The organism is Variovorax sp. R-27 (assembly GCF_049913215.1).
Classification (GTDB): Bacteria; Pseudomonadota; Gammaproteobacteria; order Burkholderiales; family Burkholderiaceae_C; genus Variovorax.
Genome location: NZ_CP183984.1, coordinates 4,080,992 through 4,099,010, shown reverse-complemented (window position 1 = coordinate 4,099,010; position 18,019 = coordinate 4,080,992). Strand labels below are relative to the sequence as shown.

The following is an 18,019-nucleotide window of genomic DNA, read 5'->3' as shown; positions in this document are numbered from 1 at the left end:
CGGACGTGAGCGCATTGCCCGCATTGCGTATTGCCCTTGTAGGCTGCGGTGCCATCGGCACCTCGGTGCTCGAACTGCTCAAGGGCGATGCCGCCCTGGAGGTGGTTGCCATCGTCGTGCCCGCCGAGGGCGTGGCCGCGGCGCAGAAGGTTGCGCCCGGCGTGCAGGTTGGCAGTAGCGTGCCTGCCGATGGCATCGACCTCGTGGTCGAGACGGCTGGCCATGCGGCCATCGAAGAGCATGTACTGCCCGCGCTGGCACGCGGCACGCCCTGCGTGGTCGCTTCGGTCGGCGCGCTGTCGGCCGCCGGCTTCGCCGAAAAGCTCGAAGCCGCCGCCATCGCAGGCAAGACGCAGGTGCAGCTGATTCCCGGCGCCATCGGTGCAATCGATGCACTCGCCGCAGCCCGCATCGGCGGCCTCGACAGTGTGCGCTACACCGGCCGCAAACCGCCGCAGGCATGGAAGGGCACGCCGGCCGAACAGGGCCGCGACCTCGATGCGCTGGTGCAGCCCACCGTGATCTTCGAAGGCAGCGCGCGCGAAGCGGCCTTGCTCTATCCGAAGAACGCCAACGTCGCCGCCACCGTCTCGCTCGCGGGGCTCGGGCTCGACAGGACACAGGTGCGCCTGATTGCCGACCCCGCCACCACCGAGAACGTGCACACCGTCGAAGCCGAAGGCGCCTTCGGCAGCTTCGAGCTGACCATGCGCAACAAGCCGCTCGCGGCCAACCCCAAGACATCCGCGCTCACCGTGTACAGCGCCGTACGCGCGCTGCGCAACCGCGTCGCCGCGCTCGCCATCTGAGTCACTCCATGATTTCTTCCGAACTCCTTCCGATCTGCATTGCCGGCGAATGGCGCCTGGGCGGCGGCGACGTCTACGAAAGCCTCTACCCCGCCACCGGCGAGCCCATCGCGCGCCTGAAGGCCGCGAGCCTCGCCGATGTCGAGGAGGCCATCACTCGCGCCGACCACGCCTTCCGCACCAGCGGCTGGGCCCAGCGCCTGCCGCACGAGCGCGCCGCCGTGCTGCACCGTGTGGCGCAACTGATCCGCGAGGAGAGCGAATCGCTCGCGCAGAAGCAGCGCCTGGACAACGGCAAGCCGATCACCGAAACGCGCAACCTCGTGGCCAGCGCTGCGGGCACCTTCCAGTTCTTCGCCGCCGCGCTGGAGACGCTGGAAGAAACCATCACGCCGTCGCGCGGCGCGTTTGTCACGATGAGCGTGCACGAGCCCATGGGCGTGGTCGCGGCCATCACGCCGTGGAACTCGCCCATTGCCAGCGAGGCGCAGAAGCTGGCGCCTGCGCTGGCTGCCGGCAACGCGGTGGTCGTGAAGCCCGCCGAGGTGACGCCGCTGATGGCGCTGGAACTGGCCCGCATCTGCGAGCAGGCCGGCGTGCCGAAGGGCATCGTCAGCGTGCTGCCGGGCAAGGGCTCGGTGATTGGCGATGCGATCACCAAGCATCCGCTGGTCAAGCGCGTGTCGTTCACCGGCGGCACCACCACCGGCAAGCACATCGCGCACATTGCGGCCGACAAGATGATGCCAGTGTCGCTGGAGCTCGGCGGCAAGTCGCCGACCATGGTGCTCGACGACGCGGACCTCGACCACGCGGTGAACGGTGTGCTGTACGGCATCTTCAGTTCGTCGGGCGAGTCGTGCATCGCGGGCTCGCGCCTCTTCGTGGCGCGCGGCATCTACGACGAGTTCCTGACGCGCCTTGCGGAAGGCGCCAATGCGCTGCGCGTGGGCGACCCGGCTTCGGAGCGCACGCAGATGGGGCCGCTCATCACGGCGAAGCACCGCGAAGGCATCGAGCGCTATGTGGACCTCGGCGTGTCCGAAGGCGGCAGGATTCGCACGGGCGGCGTACGCCCGCATGGTGATGGCTATGACCGGGGCTATTTCTACAAGCCGACCATCATCGAAGGCCTGGGCAACAGCGCCCGCATCAGCCAGGAAGAAATCTTCGGCCCGGTGCTCGTCGCGATGCCTTTCGACAACGAGGAAGAACTGATCGCGCAGGCCAACGACAGCGTCTACGCACTGGCTGCAGGCGTGTGGAGCCGCGACTTCAAGCGCGCCTGGAAGCTCGGCCGCGCGGTGCAGGCCGGCACGGTCTGGGTCAATACCTACAAGCAGTTCTCCGTGTCCACGCCGTTCGGCGGCTGGCGCGACAGCGGCCTGGGCCGCGAGAAGGGCCGCGAAGGCATCTTCCAGTACATGGAGCAGAAGAGCATGTACTGGGGCACGAACGAACAACCGCTCCCATGGGCGAACTGAAGAGGACCGCACCATGAGCGTACTTGGCATCGACCAGATCACCTACGGCGCGGACGACCTGCCCGCATGCCGCCAGTTCTTCGAGGACTGGGGCCTCACGCTGAAGTCGGAAGCCGCCGACGAACTCGTCTTCGAATGCCTCAACGGCTGCAAGGTGGTCGTCGCGGCGTTGGACAAGCCGGGCCTGCCGCCCGCGATGGAAGAGGGCCCGACGCTGCGCGAAGTGGTGTGGGGCGTCGAGAACGATGCGGATCTCGACCGCTACGCCGCCGCCATCGCGCAAGACCCGGCCTTCTTCGACAGCACGATCGACGGCGCGCGCCGCATCGGCTGCATCGACCCCAACGGCCTGGCCGTGCGCCTGCAGGTCAGCCGCAAGCGCGCGGTGGAAGTCGATTGCGCCGCCATGAACACCTGGAATGCCAAGCTGCGCATCAACCAGGCCGCGCCGATCTACGAACGCGCGACACCCATCGAAGTCGGCCATGTCGTGTTCTTCGTGAGCGACGTGAAGGCCACCAGCGCGTTTTACGCGCAGCGCTTCGGCTTCGTGGCGTCAGACAGCTACCCGAACCGCGGCGCCTTCATGCGCTGCGCGGCAGAGGGCGGCCACCACGACCTGTTCCTGCTGCAGATTCCCTCGGGCAAGCGCGGGCTGAACCACGTGGCCTTCACCGTGCGCGACATCCACGAAGTATTCGGCGGTGGCCTGCACTTCTCGCGCCGCGGCTGGGAAACGCAGCTGGGCCCGGGCCGCCACCCGGTGTCGTCCGCGTACTTCTGGTACTTCAAGAACCCGGCGGGCGGGCTCATCGAGTACTACGCCGACGAAGACCAGCTCACCGCCGAATGGCAGCCGCGCGAGTTCGAGCCGGGCCCGACGGTGTTCGCCGAATGGGCGGTGGACGGCGGCCTCGACGGCAACACGCGCCGCCAGAAGAACGCGGAAGGCCCGAAGGGCGCTTTCCTCACCGAAAAGAAATGAACCCCTCGAATCCCTCGACTCTCATGCAACGACGTTTCTCCTTCTCCGTTCTGTTCGCCGCGCTGGCGGCCATCACGCTTGCCGCACCCGTGCACGCACAGCAGAGCGAGGCCCAGAAGCAGCTCGCCAGCGAGCGCTTCACCATCATCTCGCCGTTCCCGCCCGGTGGCCCGGTCGACACGCTGGCCCGCGTGCTTTCCGATGGCCTTGCCAAGCGCTATGGCCAGGCGGCCGTGGTCGACAACCAGGTCGGCGCGGCCGGCAACATCGGCATGGAGAAGGTCAAGCGCGCCAAGGGCGACGGCCACACGCTGCTGGTGATTCCCGCGGGCAACGTCACCATCAACCCGACGCTGATGCCCAACTTCCCGTTCGACATGGCGAAGGACTTCGTGCCGATCACCATGCTGGCCAAGGCGCCCAACGTGCTGGTGGCGTCGCCCGCATCGGGCATCAAGAATGCGAAGGAGCTGGTGGCGCAGGCCAAGGCCAAGCCCGGCACGCTGTCGTATGCCTCGCCCGGCGTGGGCAGCGGCCTGCATCTGGCGGGCGAGCTGTTCAAGCAGCAGGCCGGCATCGACATGCTGCATGTGCCCTACAAGGGCACGCCGCCCGCGCTCAACGACGTGCTCGGCGGCTCGGTGCCGCTGATGTTCAGCAACCTGCCCGCAACGCTGCCTTTCCTGAAGCAGGGCAAGCTGGTCGCCATCGGCATCACGGAGGCCAGGCGCAGCCCCGCCGCACCCGACATTCCCACGCTGGCGGAGCAAGGCATCCAGGGCGTGACCGTGACCTCGTGGTACGGCCTGATGGCGCCCAAGGGCACGCCGCCTGCCGTGGTCGAACAGCTCGCGAAGGACGCGGCCGAAATGCTGTCGCAGCCCGAGGTGCGCGAACGCCTGAAGCTGCAGGGCATGACCGACGCGGCCATGAAGCCCGTCGAGTTCGCCGCCTACATCCGCGATGAGACGGCCACATGGGCCAGGATCATCAAGGCCCACAACATCGTTGCCGAGTAAGCCGGCCGCACGCGAAAGAAGCTCTCATGAAGACAAGCGAATCAACCATCGGCATCGTCGGCGCCGGCATCGGCGGCCTCGTGGCTGCCATTGCGCTGCGGCGCGCGGGCCACGACGTGATCGTGTTCGAGCAGGCCAAGCAGTTTGCCCGCGTCGGCGCGGACATCAACCTCACGCCCAATGCCGTGCGTGCGCTCGACGGCCTCGGCGTGGGCGAGGCGGCCCGCGTGACGGCAGCACGCCCGTCGCACCGCATCAGCCGCACCTACGACACCGGCGAAGAAACCTCGCGCCTGGAGATGGCCGATTCGGCGGAGCAGCGCTATGGCGCGCCGCAGCTCACCATCCACCGCGCCGACCTGCTGGCCGCGCTGGCCGACATGTTCCCGGCGGAGCAGGTCGCGCTCGGCAAGCGCGCCGAGACCATCGCCGCCGATGAAGCCGGCGTGACCATCGCCTTCACCGACGGCACCAGCGCCCGCGTCGGCGCGCTGATCGGTGCCGATGGCATCCACTCCTGCGTGCGCACCGCGATGTTCGGCGCGGAGAGCCCGCGCTTCACCGGCATCGTGGCGTACCGCGCCGTGGTGCCCGCAGAGCGCGTGGCCGGCGTGCCCAACCTCGGCGCCTTCACCAAGTGGTGGGGCCCCAACCCGCAGAGCCAGATCGTCACCTTCCCGCTCAACCGCGGCAAGGACATCTTCATCTTCGCCACCACGCCGCAGGACACCTGGCATCTCGAGTCGTGGACCGCGCCGGGCAGCGTCGACGAGCTGCGCGAGCAGTACGTGGCCTACCACCCCGAGGCGCGTGCCCTGCTCGACGCCTGCGACACGGTGCTGAAGACCGCGCTGTACGAGCGCGACCCGATGCCTGCCTGGGCGCGGGGCCGCATGGCGCTGCTGGGCGACGCCGCGCACCCGATGCTGCCCTTCATGGCGCAGGGCGCGGGCATGGCCATCGAAGACGCGGTGGTGCTGTCGCGCCACCTCGAAGGCGTGGCCATGGCCGACGTTCCGGCCGCACTGCAGGGCTTCGAGAAGGCGCGCATCGAACGCGCCAGCCAGGTCCAGCTCGGCTCGCGCGGCAACAACTGGCTGCGCGAAGGTGGCAATGCCGACTGGGTCTATGGCTACGACGCCTGGACCGCGCCGCTCGCAACCCCGGCCATGGCCGCCGCCTGATTCACTTCACCTCGCTCGCCCCACGGAGGCTCACGATGCAACCCCAAGACCGCTACCTGCAACCGCACCAGGCGCGCCAGCGCCCCGCGACCACCTACGAAGACCTGCTGGGCGACGTGATCGAGCGCGCCTTCGGCGACGGCATCCACGACCTGCCAGGGCTCGTGCAGCGGCTCAACGATAGCGGCCTCGCCACGCCGGGCGGCCAGTCCTGGACCGAGGCGCTGTACCGCAAGGAAATGGCCGCGCTGGCCGCCTGAGGAGTACCCACCATGACCATCGCCATCCAACCCGTTCCCGCCGATCCTGTCGATCATCTTCTGGAGATCGGTCTGAAGGACCTCTGGTATCCGATCTGCCCCTCGCACTTCATCAAGGAGAACCCCATCTCCCTGCGCCGCCTCGGCCGCAAGATCGCGCTGTGGCGCGACGGCGAAGGCGTGCTGCATGCGCTGGAAGACCGCTGCCCGCATCGCGGTGCGCCGCTGTCGCAGGGCGTGGTGCTGGGCGACCGCCTCTCGTGCCCGTATCACGGCGTCGAGGTGCGGCATGACGGTGTCGTCACGCGCGTGCCCGGCAGCCCCGGCTGCAAGCTCGAAGGCTCGAAGGCGACTCGGCATTTCCACGTGCAGGAGCGCGCGGGTGCGGTGTTTCTCTACAACTCGAAGGAGCCGGTCGACATTCCGCCGCCGCTGATGCTGCCCGAGCAACTGACCGACGACGCCGAGTATTCGAGCTTCCTTTGCTACACCGAGTGGAAGGGCGACTACCGCTACGTGCTCGACAACGTGATGGACCCGATGCACGGCACGTACCTGCACAAGCAGTCGCATTCGATGGCCGAGGGCGACTCGAGCGCGAAGTTCGGCATTCGCCCGACCGACATCGGCTTCGTGTTCGAGAAGGAAGGCCAGCGCAACGTCAACTTCGACTGGACCGAGTGGGCCGACACCGGCATCCACTGGATGCGCCTGGAAATTCCGTACCCCAAGACCGGCGGCCCTGGCGGCAACTTCATCATCATTGGAGCCTTCTCGCCGATCGTGAAGGGCATGACGGCCACCTTCTTCTGGCGCGTGCGCAAGCTGGAGCCGGGCTGGCAGCGCGACACCTGGCGCTTCCTCTACAAGAACCGTCTCGAAGCGCGCCACTGGCACGTGCTGGAGCAGGATCGCGTGATGCTCGAGGAGATGGAGCCCGACGCCAATCAGCACGAGAACCTGTACCAGCACGACCTGGGCATCGTTCGCCTGCGCCGCCACATGCGCAACCTGGCGCAGGCCCAGCTGGCGGAAGCCGCAACGGCCTGAGCGGGAAGCGAGCATCGCCATGTCTTCTCCCACGCTCAACGCCCTCGTGCACACCATGCGCTACGAGGCCGACGGCATCGTGAGCGTCGAGTTCCGGCCGGCCACGCCTGCCGTGGACTTTCCTGCCTTCGAGGCCGGCTCCCACATCGACCTGCACCTGCCCAACGGGCTTGTGCGCAGCTACTCGCTGTGCAACCCATCGAGCGACCGCCAGCGCTACGTGGTGGGCGTGCTCAACGACCGCAAGAGCCGCGGCGGCTCGCGCTACGTGCACCAGCAGCTGCGCGTGGGCATGACGCTGCCCATCTCGGCGCCGCGCAACAACTTCAAGCTGGAGGAGGGCGCGGAACGCTCGGTGCTCGTGGCCGGCGGCATCGGCGTGACGCCCATCTGGTGCATGCTGCAGCGGCTGGTGGCCATCAGCAAGCCGGTCGAGATCCTGTACTGCGCACGCACCCGCAAGGAGGCTGCCTTCTGCGATGCCATCGAAGCGCTGGCGAAAGAAAAGTCGGTGCAGCTGACCTGGCACTTCGACGACGAGAAGGGCGCGCCGCCCAACCTCGTCGAGCTGTTGTCGGGTAAGGGCAGCGCCAGCCACTACTACTGCTGTGGCCCCACGCCGATGCTCGATGCCTTCGAGAAGGGCTGCGAGCAACTGGGCTACACCAACGCGCACATCGAACGCTTCGCCGCCGTGCATGTGGAGGCGCCCAGCGCCACGCAGAGCTACGTGGTGCAGTGCGCGAAGAGCGGCAAGAGCGTCGAGGTGCCGGCGGGCAAGTCGATTCTCGACAGCCTGATCGACGCCGGCCTCAACCCCGACCACAGCTGCAAGGAAGGCGTCTGCGGCGCCTGCGAAACGGCTGTGCTCGAAGGCGAGGTCGACCATCACGACGGCATCCTCACCAAGATCGAACGTGCGTCCAACAAGACCATGATGATCTGCGTCTCCCGCTGCAAGGGCGAGAGGCTGGTGCTCGACATCTGAGGCCCGCGGCCAGAGAAAAACCACTCCCGAAAATCCAATGAAAAACTACTTGATCGCGCTGGCTGCGGCCAGCACGGCTGGCGGAGCGCTGGCCCAATCTTCCCTCACGCTCTTCGGAGTGGTCGACGCAGCCGTCACCTACACCAAGGGCAGCGGCAACGGTTCGGCCCACAAGACGCAGCTGACCAACAGCGGCAACATGTTCAGCCGCCTCGGCTTTCGCGGCACGGAAGACCTGGGCGGTGGCTACTCGGCCAACTTCTGGCTGGAGATGGGTCTGCAGAACGACAGCGGCACGGGCTTTCCGTCGAACTCCAACAACCAGGCCAGCGGCAACGGCACCGCGGGCGTGCTGAGCTTCAACCGCCGCTCCACCGTGAGCCTTGCAGGGCCGTTCGGCGAACTGCGGCTGGGGCGCGACTATGTGCCGGCGTTCTGGAACACCGCCATCTTCGACCCCTTCGGCACGGGCGGCGGCATCGGCGCGAACCAGATCTACTTCTCGGGCCTCGGTGGCCTCGTCGCGCCCACGGGCACGCGTGCCTCGAACAGCATCGGTTACCTGCTGCCGGCCAGCCTCGGCGGCTTCTACGGGCAGGTGATGTACGCGATGGGCGAGAACGATTCCAACTCGGTGCTGCCTGGCACTCGGGTGTCGAACGAGCATGACGGCGACCACACGGGCGCGCGCTTCGGCTACCAGAGCGGCGGGCTCAACATCGCGCTGGCCACCGGCCGCACGCGCTATGCGAACGGCGACCTGCGCGTGACGAACCTCGGCGCGTCCTACACCTTCGATGCGTCGCTCATGAACCTCAAGCTCACGAGCGAGTTGTACAAGGAGTCGAAGGGCACGACCGATGCCAAGGGCGCGCTCATCGGCTTGCAGCTGCCCATCGGGCCCGGCGAGATCAAGGCCTCGTATGCGCGCTACCGGCTGGAGCCTGTCGGTGCAGCGCTGAAGCCAACCTCGTCGAAGCTGGCGATCGGCTATGTGCACAACCTGTCGAAGCGCACCGCGCTGTACGCGACCATCGCGCGCATCAGCAACAGCAATGGTGCGTCGCAAGCCCTTTCGGGCGCTATCACCGCGCCGAACCGCGCCTCCAGCGGCACAGAGTTCGGCATGCGCCACATGTTCTAGGCGCACGGGCGCGTCACCACCCCACATCGGCAGGACAGGTCATGCAGAGCAACAGCATCCGCAGTAGCAAGAACTTTCGTTGGTACGGTGTCATCACGCTGTTCGTGATCGTCGCGATCTCCTACGTGGACCGCATCAACATCGCGGTGCTGATCACCGATGCCGCGTTCCTGAACCATGTGGGCATCGCGGCCACCGACCGCGTGAGCCAGGGCTTCCTCGCGACGGCCTTCATGCTGGGCTACGGCGTGTCGGCCTTCGTGCTCACGCCGTTCTGCTCGGCGCTGTTCGGCGTGCGGCGCAGCCTGGTGTACGGCCTGATCCTCTGGGGCGTGGTGACGTGGGCCTCGCCGATGTTCCACAGCTACGGCATGCTGCTGGCCTCGCGCATCCTGTTGGGCGTGTCGGAGGGGCCGCTGTTCTCGCTGGCCTCGGCGTACATCAAGGCGCATTTCCGTAGCGATGAAAACGGCAAGCCCAATGCTTTCGTGAACATGGGCACGGGGCTGGGGCTGGCCATTGGCTATCCGCTGGTTGGCTATCTGCTCACGCAGTTCGCGTGGGACACATCGTTCCACGTGCTCGGCGTGCTGAACATCGTGCTCGGCATTCCGCTGGTGCTGGCCTTCGTGCGCATGCCGCCGGTGCATGCCGATGGCGTGAAGCCTTCGTCGTTCGGTGAGGCGATGGCGCGCGTGGGCGGCATCGTGAAGGGCGCGCTGCACACGCGGCACCTGTTCCTCATCACGCTGCTGACCTCGGCCGCGCTGGCTTATCTCTGGGGCAGCAGCAACTGGCTGCCGACGTATCTGCGCGAAGCGCGAGGCTTTTCGATGCGCGAGATGGGCTGGCTGGCCTCGCTGCCGCAATACGCCACGGTGCTTGCTGTGTTCGTGGGCGGTGTGCTCATCGACAAGGTCGGGCGCGAGCGCGTGCCCTTCATCTTCATGGGCGCGAGCTTGGGTGTGGCGCTGTCGGTGCTGATGGCCATCAACGCACGCGATCCATACGCGGCGGCAAGCTGCCTGGTGGCGGCCAACTTCTTCTGGGGCCTCCAGAGTCCGGCCATTCCGAGCACGGTGCAGTACTGCTCGCGGCCCGAGCACACGGCCAGTGCGTTCGGCGTGACCAATGGCGCGGGCAGCCTCGTGGCGGGCTTCATGCCGGCGCTGATGGGCGGCGTGATCGGCGCGGTGTCGCATGTCTCGGGCACCGCGAGCACGGCCGCTGCATCGGCGGCATCGGCCTCCGGTTTCTTCGCGGGCTTTGCGCTGCTGATCGGCACGCAGGTCGTGGTGTTCGCATGCGGCCTCTTGCTGTGGCTGCGCGACCGCGCGCACGGCGCTGCAGCAGTCTCAGGTTCACAGCTTTCCTGAGCTTTTCGAAGGCTTGTACCTTCGTACTGTGGCCACGCGGTCACAGTGCATGGGGTCGATTTCTGTCATCTGCGTGAGCAGGTGTTTCGGCGCTAGAACCATCTACATAGCGCACGGCATGCGCTGCATGTCATGACGCCATTCGGCCTATGGCGCGCGAACATTTTGAGAGAGAAAAGTTCCGCGATTCGTTGAGCTGACTTGTTCGTTCAGCTAAAACTGGCGCACATCAATGGACGAGGGAATGCGCGTGAAATCAACGACAAGAGCCGCAGAAAGTCTTGCCATAACCGACATGGCTCGTGCCGCTTCCGCTTCGCGGAAACGCACCGCGCAGATGCGCCGGCACTGAGCGCGAGCCTTCGCACTACAGCCCCGCGCTTGCATCCCATCACCCCGCGTCTGACGGGAATGGAACCTCTTACGCCCCGCATCCTGGGACCACCGCCTCGCACGCGGTGCGACCTTGCATGACTGTGCGGTCCTGACGAACGAAAGCGTTCGCCGGGAGGGCAGTGTGTTGCCCGTTTTTCTTCCCAGATAACCCCGTTGTTCATCTCATCACCGCGCGCGTCACGCGCATCGCCGGCTATCCGCCGGGCGCATGCGGGACGGCGCATGTTTCTTCTTACCAAGAGTACTCAGAGGCGATCATGAAAAAATTCAGTACCCCGGTGGTCAATCATCTTGCCATCACCGCAGTGACCCTTGCCGTTCTGACGGCATGCGGCGGCGGCGGAGACAGTGGCGGCGCTTCGCTCGGCGGTGCCGGCACCGGCCTCAGCGCACCGTCGGACTCCGTTGTTTCGGCGCCCGTGTCCGACCCCACCTCGAAGACGCCCGACGACGGCGTGCCCAATGCGGCGAATGCCGCCGTTGCAGCGGTCGATCGTTCGGCCAAGCCGATGGAACTGCCCGACACCGTCTGGCCCAGCAACTACAAGCTGTGGTTCCGTCCCGATGCGGCGCTCAAGACTTTCGTGGGCCGTGGCGATGTGGAGATCGAAGTGCTCAAGCCGGTCGACGCCATCGTCGTTGCCGCGCACAACCTGAACTTTGCAAAGGGCCGCACCACGCTGCGCAAGGTGTCGAGCCCCGCCGAGGCGATTCCGCTGATTCCCACGCCGCAGACGCTGGGCGACTTCGTGCAGCTGCGCCTGAACGACGGCCAGATCGCAAAGGGCAAGTACCTGCTGCACATGGAGTGGGACGGCAAGATCCAGTTCTCCGACGCCGAGTACTGCCCGCCCGCGGAGGTGGCGCGCAACCCGTTCTGTTCGGCCGCCACAGGCATCTTCAAGGTGGGCCTCTCCACGCCCGAGGGCGTGAGCAGCGATGCCATCGTGACGCAGGGCGAAACCAACTATGCGCGGCAATGGTTCCCGGGTTGGGACGAGCCGGCCTTCCGCCACACCTTCGAGATCTCGGCCGAGGTGCCGGGCGACTGGAAGACGGTGTCGAACGGCGCACAGACCGAGGCAACGAAGCTGCCCGACGGCTACCAGCGCGTGGCCTTCGAGAAGACGCCTTCGATGCCGATGTACCTGACCTTCTTCGGTGGAGGCAAGTTCGACATATTGGCCGACAACTTCAAGAACCCGCTCGACGGCAGCGACATGCCGCTGCGCTGGTTCACGCCGCCGGGCCGCGCCGACTGGGCCAAGTTCGCGATGGAGTGGACCAAGGTGTCGATGGACTACTACTACAAGTACACCGGCATCCCGCTGCCCTTCAAGAAGTTCGACACCGTCGCGGCCAACGACAGCTACAACAACAAGCCCAACACCGGCTTCGGCGGCATGGAGAACTGGGGCTCGATCTTCGAGTTTGCCGATTCGGTGCTCACCAAGCCGGGCGACACGCCCACGCTGTACTCGGTGACGGTGGTCACGCATGAGGTGGCGCACCAGTGGTTCGGTGACCTGGTCACGCTCGACTGGTGGGACAACGTGTGGCTCAACGAGTCGTTCGCGCGCTGGTTCGAAAGGCGCACCACGATCAAGTTCCACCCCGAGTACTACAGCTTCTCCGACTACGTGCTGGACAAGCACAACGTGATCGTGGCCGACCTGAAGAACACGGCGGTGCCGGTGCAGCGCAACCTCAACGACGCGGGTTCGTTCGGCTTCATCAGCCCGTCGATCTTCGTCTACAACAAGGGCAGCCACGTGCTGGAGACCATCCAGAACTACATCGGCGAAGAGGCGATGCAGAAGGGCCTGCAGATCTACCTGAAGGACTACGCGTACGGCAACGTCACGCCTTCGCGGCTGTGGAGTTCGCTGGAGAAGGCCACCGACAAGAAGGTGAGCGACATCGGCGACAGCCTCATCCGCCAGACCGGCATTCCGCTGCTCACGGTCGATGCGCAGTGCGCGGGCAACAGCACCTACGTGAACATCACGCAGGAGTCGTTCCCCAACCAGAACGTGTACCCGGCCTCGACCTGGACCGTTCCCGTCACGCTGGCATACGGCGACGCGATGGAAAAGCGCCAGACCTTCGTGATGTCGAACAACAGCACGCAGATCGAGCTACCAGGCTGCACGGCCGTGCTGGCCGGGCCGACCGGGCAGGACTACTACGTGAGCAACTACAGCGCGCAGTCGTGGAGCGCACTGCTGGCCAAGGCGCAGAGTTTTGCAAGCAACAAGCCGCTGCTGCTGAACATCGAGCGCGATGCGTTCCGGCTGCTGAGCGTGGGGCGCATCACGCAGGCGCAGTACGACCAGATCAAGGGTGTGGTCAACCTGCCGGCGACCTTGCTGGCCAAGACGCAGGTGAGCCAGCAGAAGATGGCGGCGGTCGATGCCGGGGTCGAGAAGGAAGAGTACCCGCATGCGCTGCGCTTCCAGGGCAGCCTGAAGCTGCGCGAGAACGACAAGCGCTGAGCGTTGTTTGAACCGGCGCGCGCCGCCCGGCATATCGGTCGGTGCGCGCCTCATCGCACGAGGATCAACATGAACACAGCATTGAAATGGCTGGCCGCCGGGGCGTCGGCATTGCTGCTTGCCGCATGCGGCGCAAGCAGCAGCAGCGGACCCGAGGCCGAACTGGTCGGCACCTACGCCGTCAAGCAGAACGGCGCGCTCAAGGAACTGATCAAGATAGAGAAGCAGGGCAACCGCTACGTGATGCGCGACAAGGTGCGCACGCCCGAGTGGAGCGAACCGAAGATGCAGATGAAGCCGGTCACGCGCGAGCAATGGGCTCGCATCACCACCGACAAGGAGAGCACCGCCTTCGTCGGCATGGCGAGCGAGCAGCTAGGCATCTTCAAAGTGCCGGCGGGCTGGAAGAAGAACGGCTTCCAGACTTCGACGGGCTACTTTCTCTTCTACTCGCGGGGGCCGGTGGAGGCGTACAAGCTCTGACGGCTGAAGCGCCGGTAGGTCAGGCCGCGGGTGCCACGCTCGCGCCCTCGATGCGATGGCGCTTCAGCGCATCGGCCACGAAGCCGCTGGCCTTCATCTCTTCGACGAAGGCGGCGAGCAGCGCTTGTGCTGCGGCGCCGCGGCTGGCCGGCGTGCCCATGGCCTGCTGGATCACCATGAAGCGGCCCGGCAGCACGCGCACGCCGGGTGCGCGCTGCGCTTCGCCTTCGAGCATCTGGCGGATGCCGGCCGCCACTTCGACTTCGCCGGAACGCAGCGCAGCAAGCGCCGGGCCCGCGCCCTGCAGCCGCACGATCTCGGCTGCCTTGATCTCGCGCGTGAGGAACAGGTCGTAGGCGCTGCCTGAGCCGACCGAGATGCGGTGGCCCTTCGCATCGACCTGCGCGTTGTCGGCGAGCGCCGAAGCTTCGGGCACGAGGTAGCTACCCTCGATCAGCACATAGGGCGCGGTGAACAGCAGCCCTTCGCTGCGTGCCGGGTCGATGGCGAAGAAGCCGATGTCGGCCTTTTCGTTTTTTACAGCCTCGACCGAAGCCGCCGCCTTCTCGAACACCACCAGCTCGACGCCTACACCGAGCCGCCGTGCGAACTCTCGCGCCAGATCGATCGAGACGCCTACCGGCTCGCCGCTGGCCGCGTCCTTGTTGGCCAGGATGGGGTTGCCGAGGTTGATCGAGGCGCGCAGCGTGCCGCCGGGCGCGAAAGCGGAAACGAGGGCGGGGGAGATCGTCATGGCGTGGGTCGTCGATGAGAGCTGGGGGATGCGCGTCAGTTTACGGCGCGGTCAGTGGCTCCAGCCCCGTCTTGGCAATGGTGGGCGCGGCAGCGGGCGAGTTGAGATAGCGGATCAGTTGCCGTGCCGCATCGGGTTGTTTCGATGCGGTGGCCACGCCGGCAGAGAACACCGTCACCTGCTGCACTTCTGCCGGCAGCGGGCCGATGTAGTCGATGCCCGCGATGGGCAACAGCTCGCTCACCTGCTGCAGGCCGAGCGCCGCGTCGCCGCGCGCTACCACCGTGCCGACGCGCTCGCTCAGGATGCGCCTGCTCTTGGGCTTGACCTGGTCTTCGATGCCGAGCTTCTTGAGCAGCTCGGTCTCGTAGTAGGTGCCGCTTGCGCTGGCCGAGTAGGCGATGGACGGGGCCGCGAGCAGCGTGCGCTTCAGTGCATCGACGGAACTGATGTCTGGCTTGGGCGCGCCCTTGCGCACCGCGAAGCCGATGGCCGAGCGCACCAGGTCGACCTGGCTGCCGGGCACGACCTTGCCCTGTGCGACGAGTGCATCGAGCGCGGGGCGAGCGAGGATCACCACGTCGGCCGGCTCGTTGCGCGCGAGTCGGCTGGGGATCGAGTCGTCGGCGTTGCCCATCGAGGCGCCGTATGCCGTCTTCACGGTGCGGCCGCTGCTGCGCTCGAACTCGGGGCGCAGGTCGTTGTAGGCGGCGGTGAAGCCGCCCGAGGTCATGACGTGGATGTCGCCACCGGCGGGCTTGCTGCCGCCGCCGAGGCTGCCGCAGCCGGCGAGTGCGAGGGCCGCAATCAGCGGAAGGGCTGCGCGGCGGGTGAGGGTGCGAAAGGAAGAAAAAAGAATGGGCTTTGTCACGATGTCTCCAGAAGGAAGGGAGCGGCGGCGTGGGCGCCGCCTGCTACTGCCATCGTAGAAGCCGTGGCTGTCATTCGGCCTTCAGCGGATTCGGGGTTATCACTGAGGGGATGACGCAGGCTCGTCGGGCTTGCCCGCGTCCGCGGCGGGCAGCCTTCCTCGCCTGGCCAGCCCTTCGCGCAGCAGGAACTCGACCTGCGCGTTCGCGCTTCGCAGCTCCTGCGCCGCCAGGCGTTCGATCTCGGCCCACAGGGCCGGATCGATGCGCAGGGGGTAGGATTTTTTTCCGGGACTGGCCATCGGGTGCGGGTAGAGAGACGGGCTTCAGGTGTACAGCGTACCGGTGTTGACCACGGGTTGCGTCTCCCGGTCGGAGCACAGCACCACCAGCAGGTTCGACACCATCGAGGCCTTGCGCTCGTCGTCCAGCACCACGAGATTGCGCTCCGACAGGCCCTTGAGAGCCGCTTCGACCATGCCCACCGCGCCCGCCACGATCTGGTGCCGTGCGCTGACGATGGCCACCGCCTGCTGGCGGCGCAGCATCACCTGAGCGATCTCGGGGGCGTAGGCGAGGTGGGTGAGCTTGGCGTCGAGCACTTCGACGCCCGCGCTGGCAAAACGCTGGTTGAGCTCGTCCTTGAGCGCATCGGCCACCGTGTCGAGCCCGGCGCGCAGCGTGGTTTCTTCGCTCTGCAGGTCGTCGCCGCTGTCGTAGGCATAGAGAGTGGCAAGGTGGCGGATGGCCGCTTCGGCCTGGATGGCGACGAACTTGTTGTAGTCGTCGATCTCGAACACGGCCTGCGCCGTGTCGTAGACCCTCCACACCACTGCCGCGCCGATCTCCACCGGGTTGCCGCGCTTGTCGTTCACCTTCAGCGGCGGTGTGTTGAGGTTGCGTGCGCGCAGCGAGATCTTCTGGCCGCTTTGCAGCGGGTTGGTCCAGCGCAGGCCCTCGGTGCGGTCGGTGCCCTGGTACTCGCCGAACAGCGTGAGGATGATGCCCTCGTTGGGCTGCAGCATGTAGAGGCCAGGGATCAGCACGAGGCCGATCACGATCAGCAGAATGCTCATGGGCAGCGGCATCAGGCGCTGCACCAGCGCCCATGCGCCGACGACGATCAGCAGCAGCACCACGGCCGACACGCCGTAGCCGTTGATCGACCGGTAGGGGCGCTCCTTGCGGACCTTGCGCGGTGTTGTGGGGGTCTTCTCTTGCATGTAGCCTCCGTTAAAAGTGATATCACTTTAATATCTTTTTGAAGGCCGTCAAGATGTTTTCGACGCCGATGAAGCGCTGCCTCGATCCAGAAGTAAAGACGGCCTGCTTTACCCCGGGTTTACGGGCTCGCAACGCCCGGGACAGCTGCCGCGCCTGAAATGCGCGGTGGTCCTTCGAGGGCCAGGCATCGAAGGAACCTGCAATGATGATGAATCGACCCCTGCAGCGCTTCGCGCTCGCCGCAGCCCTTGTCGCCGTGAGCGGCCATTGCTTTGCGCAATTCGGCGGTGGCGGAGGCCGGCGCGGTACGCGGCCCGACAGCACGACGAGCCCGCGCACAGGCGATGGCCTGTCCACGCCGGCAACCGCTGCGGGCAAAATCCGCGACAAGCTCTACGACTTGCGCGTGCAACTCATGATCACGCCCGAGCAGTCCCAGCTGTGGGACCGCTTCTCCGATGCGGTGTGGGACATGGCCAGCCGCGCCGGCATGACCGCTGCGGCACCACCAGACGACCTGACCGCCGTGCAGTTCGCGCAGCAGCGCGCCATGCAGGCACAAGATCGTGCCCGGCGCACACAGGCGGTGAGCGATGCGCTGTCGAAGCTCTACGACGCAATGACGCCCGAACAGCGCCACACGGCCGACCAGAACCTGCCGGCCGTCATTCCCTGACCGGGCCGATGCATCGGCGGGCGATCAGGTGATGAGGTCGAAGCAGCAGCCCGCGTAGTACGGCTTGTCCCCGCCGTCGACGAAGGGAACCTCGATAGGCTTGCCCTCGTTGCGCCACACATCGCGCTTCCTGTAGCCGGAGCGCGCGAGGTCGGCCAGGAGTTCGTCGTGGTGCTGGATGCGGTACGGGCACACGGCCACGCCGATGCTGTTGAGCGTGTAGATGGTGCGTTCCGGGTGCACGGCCGTGGTATTCATGACGATGCGCCTGGGCTTCACGGCCAGTGCGGAAAGAATCGCGTCCATGCGGGTCGGCAGGTACTGCAGGCTGCCCGACACATACAGCACGTCGCAGCCGCTCGCATCGCGGTAGTCGGTGGTAAAGCCGAGCTGCTCGGTCGCTTCGCGCTTGACGGCCATCGCGCGGCCGCTCTCGACCACGCCAGGCACGTCGCACACCGTCCAGCGCAGGGTGTCGGGGTAGCTCAGCACGCGGCGGAAGGCGTAGTACTTGATGCCGACGTGTCCGCCCAGGTCGAACACGCGCGTCAGGCCTGCATCGATGGAGCGGCCCAGCCAGAAGAGGCCGGGATAGTCGTAGAAATAGATCTGCGGGCTGTAGAGCTCGCCCGCGTCGGCATTGGCGTAGCCAACGGCCTTGCTGGGCGGTGCGCCAGCCTCGGCCGCCGCGAAGCTCTCGAACGAACCCATGAACAGGTTCTCGTCCGTGTTGTTCAGGAACTTGCGCCTGTACGCACTTTCGCGGGGAGGAAACTGCAGAAGGCTTGAAAGCATCTATTTCTCCGGTGGCATGCCCATTCTG

The 18,019-nt window shown here is 66.4% G+C and carries 18 protein-coding genes; 13 read left to right on the top strand and 5 right to left on the bottom strand.

Features of this window, described 5'->3' with window-relative positions; genetic code table 11:
• Nucleotides 1-14 precede the first annotated feature (14 nt).
• The 12 genes from ACN9MV_RS19210 to ACN9MV_RS19155 all read left to right on the top strand — a co-directional run bounded on the left by ACN9MV_RS19210 (nucleotide 15) and on the right by ACN9MV_RS19155 (nucleotide 13,673).
• Nucleotides 15-809: an aspartate dehydrogenase gene (locus ACN9MV_RS19210; RefSeq protein ID WP_093075107.1), complete on the top strand. Its 795-nt coding sequence runs from the start codon at nucleotides 15-17 to the stop codon at nucleotides 807-809.
• An 8-nt stretch (nucleotides 810-817) separates the two neighbouring features.
• A complete protein-coding gene (locus tag ACN9MV_RS19205) occupies nucleotides 818-2,293 on the top strand; it encodes an aldehyde dehydrogenase (RefSeq protein WP_093176076.1) in 1,476 nt (491 codons plus the stop codon).
• Between the two features lie 13 nt (nucleotides 2,294-2,306).
• Nucleotides 2,307-3,278, top strand: a complete 972-nt coding sequence (locus tag ACN9MV_RS19200) for a VOC family protein (RefSeq protein WP_426388991.1) — start codon at nucleotides 2,307-2,309, stop codon at nucleotides 3,276-3,278.
• Nucleotides 3,279-3,301: 23 nt separating this feature from the next.
• Nucleotides 3,302-4,297, top strand: coding sequence for a Bug family tripartite tricarboxylate transporter substrate binding protein (locus ACN9MV_RS19195; RefSeq protein ID WP_426388989.1), 996 nt, complete (start codon nucleotides 3,302-3,304; stop codon nucleotides 4,295-4,297).
• 26 nt (nucleotides 4,298-4,323) lie between these two features.
• A complete protein-coding gene (locus ACN9MV_RS19190) occupies nucleotides 4,324-5,481 on the top strand; it encodes an FAD-dependent monooxygenase (protein ID WP_093055824.1) in 1,158 nt (385 codons plus the stop codon).
• 35 nt (nucleotides 5,482-5,516) lie between these two features.
• Nucleotides 5,517-5,741, top strand: a complete 225-nt coding sequence (locus ACN9MV_RS19185) for a recombinase-like helix-turn-helix domain-containing protein (RefSeq protein ID WP_426388987.1) — start codon at nucleotides 5,517-5,519, stop codon at nucleotides 5,739-5,741.
• Nucleotides 5,742-5,753: 12 nt separating this feature from the next.
• The gene (locus tag ACN9MV_RS19180; RefSeq protein WP_426388985.1) at nucleotides 5,754-6,791 is read left to right on the top strand and encodes a Rieske 2Fe-2S domain-containing protein; all 1,038 of its coding nucleotides are present in this window, start codon (nucleotides 5,754-5,756) and stop codon (nucleotides 6,789-6,791) included.
• Nucleotides 6,792-6,810: 19 nt separating this feature from the next.
• Complete coding sequence (locus tag ACN9MV_RS19175) at nucleotides 6,811-7,779, top strand: PDR/VanB family oxidoreductase (protein ID WP_426388983.1); 969 nt, start codon at nucleotides 6,811-6,813, stop codon at nucleotides 7,777-7,779.
• Nucleotides 7,780-7,816: 37 nt separating this feature from the next.
• The gene (locus tag ACN9MV_RS19170) at nucleotides 7,817-8,923 is read left to right on the top strand and encodes a porin (protein ID WP_426388981.1); all 1,107 of its coding nucleotides are present in this window, start codon (nucleotides 7,817-7,819) and stop codon (nucleotides 8,921-8,923) included.
• A gap of 41 nt (nucleotides 8,924-8,964) precedes the next feature.
• A complete protein-coding gene (locus tag ACN9MV_RS19165) occupies nucleotides 8,965-10,299 on the top strand; it encodes an MFS transporter (protein ID WP_093055832.1) in 1,335 nt (444 codons plus the stop codon).
• Nucleotides 10,300-10,952: 653 nt separating this feature from the next.
• Complete coding sequence (locus ACN9MV_RS19160) at nucleotides 10,953-13,190, top strand: M1 family metallopeptidase (protein ID WP_093176063.1); 2,238 nt, start codon at nucleotides 10,953-10,955, stop codon at nucleotides 13,188-13,190.
• 69 nt (nucleotides 13,191-13,259) lie between these two features.
• The gene (locus tag ACN9MV_RS19155) at nucleotides 13,260-13,673 is read left to right on the top strand and encodes a hypothetical protein (protein ID WP_426388979.1); all 414 of its coding nucleotides are present in this window, start codon (nucleotides 13,260-13,262) and stop codon (nucleotides 13,671-13,673) included.
• A 19-nt stretch (nucleotides 13,674-13,692) separates the two neighbouring features.
• Here ACN9MV_RS19155 and ACN9MV_RS19150 read toward each other — a convergent pair whose 3' ends face one another.
• From ACN9MV_RS19150 to ACN9MV_RS19135, 4 genes are all read right to left on the bottom strand, one after another.
• Entirely contained in the window at nucleotides 13,693-14,427 is a 735-nt protein-coding gene (locus ACN9MV_RS19150) for a transporter substrate-binding domain-containing protein (RefSeq protein WP_093073588.1), read from the bottom strand.
• Between the two features lie 40 nt (nucleotides 14,428-14,467).
• Nucleotides 14,468-15,298, bottom strand: coding sequence for a substrate-binding domain-containing protein (locus ACN9MV_RS19145; protein ID WP_258354309.1), 831 nt, complete (start codon nucleotides 15,296-15,298; stop codon nucleotides 14,468-14,470).
• Between the two features lie 99 nt (nucleotides 15,299-15,397).
• Nucleotides 15,398-15,598, bottom strand: a complete 201-nt coding sequence (locus ACN9MV_RS19140; protein WP_093073590.1) for a hypothetical protein — start codon at nucleotides 15,596-15,598, stop codon at nucleotides 15,398-15,400.
• Between the two features lie 24 nt (nucleotides 15,599-15,622).
• Complete coding sequence (locus ACN9MV_RS19135; RefSeq protein ID WP_426388978.1) at nucleotides 15,623-16,519, bottom strand: SPFH domain-containing protein; 897 nt, start codon at nucleotides 16,517-16,519, stop codon at nucleotides 15,623-15,625.
• 206 nt (nucleotides 16,520-16,725) lie between these two features.
• Between ACN9MV_RS19135 and ACN9MV_RS19130 the strand changes: the two genes are divergently transcribed.
• Nucleotides 16,726-17,196, top strand: a complete 471-nt coding sequence (locus tag ACN9MV_RS19130) for a Spy/CpxP family protein refolding chaperone (protein WP_426388977.1) — start codon at nucleotides 16,726-16,728, stop codon at nucleotides 17,194-17,196.
• Between the two features lie 24 nt (nucleotides 17,197-17,220).
• Here the strand turns inward: ACN9MV_RS19130 and ACN9MV_RS19125 are convergent, their stop codons facing one another.
• Nucleotides 17,221-17,991: a TIGR04325 family methyltransferase gene (locus ACN9MV_RS19125; protein WP_093073596.1), complete on the bottom strand. Its 771-nt coding sequence runs from the start codon at nucleotides 17,989-17,991 to the stop codon at nucleotides 17,221-17,223.
• Nucleotides 17,992-18,019: the final 28 nt, after the last annotated feature.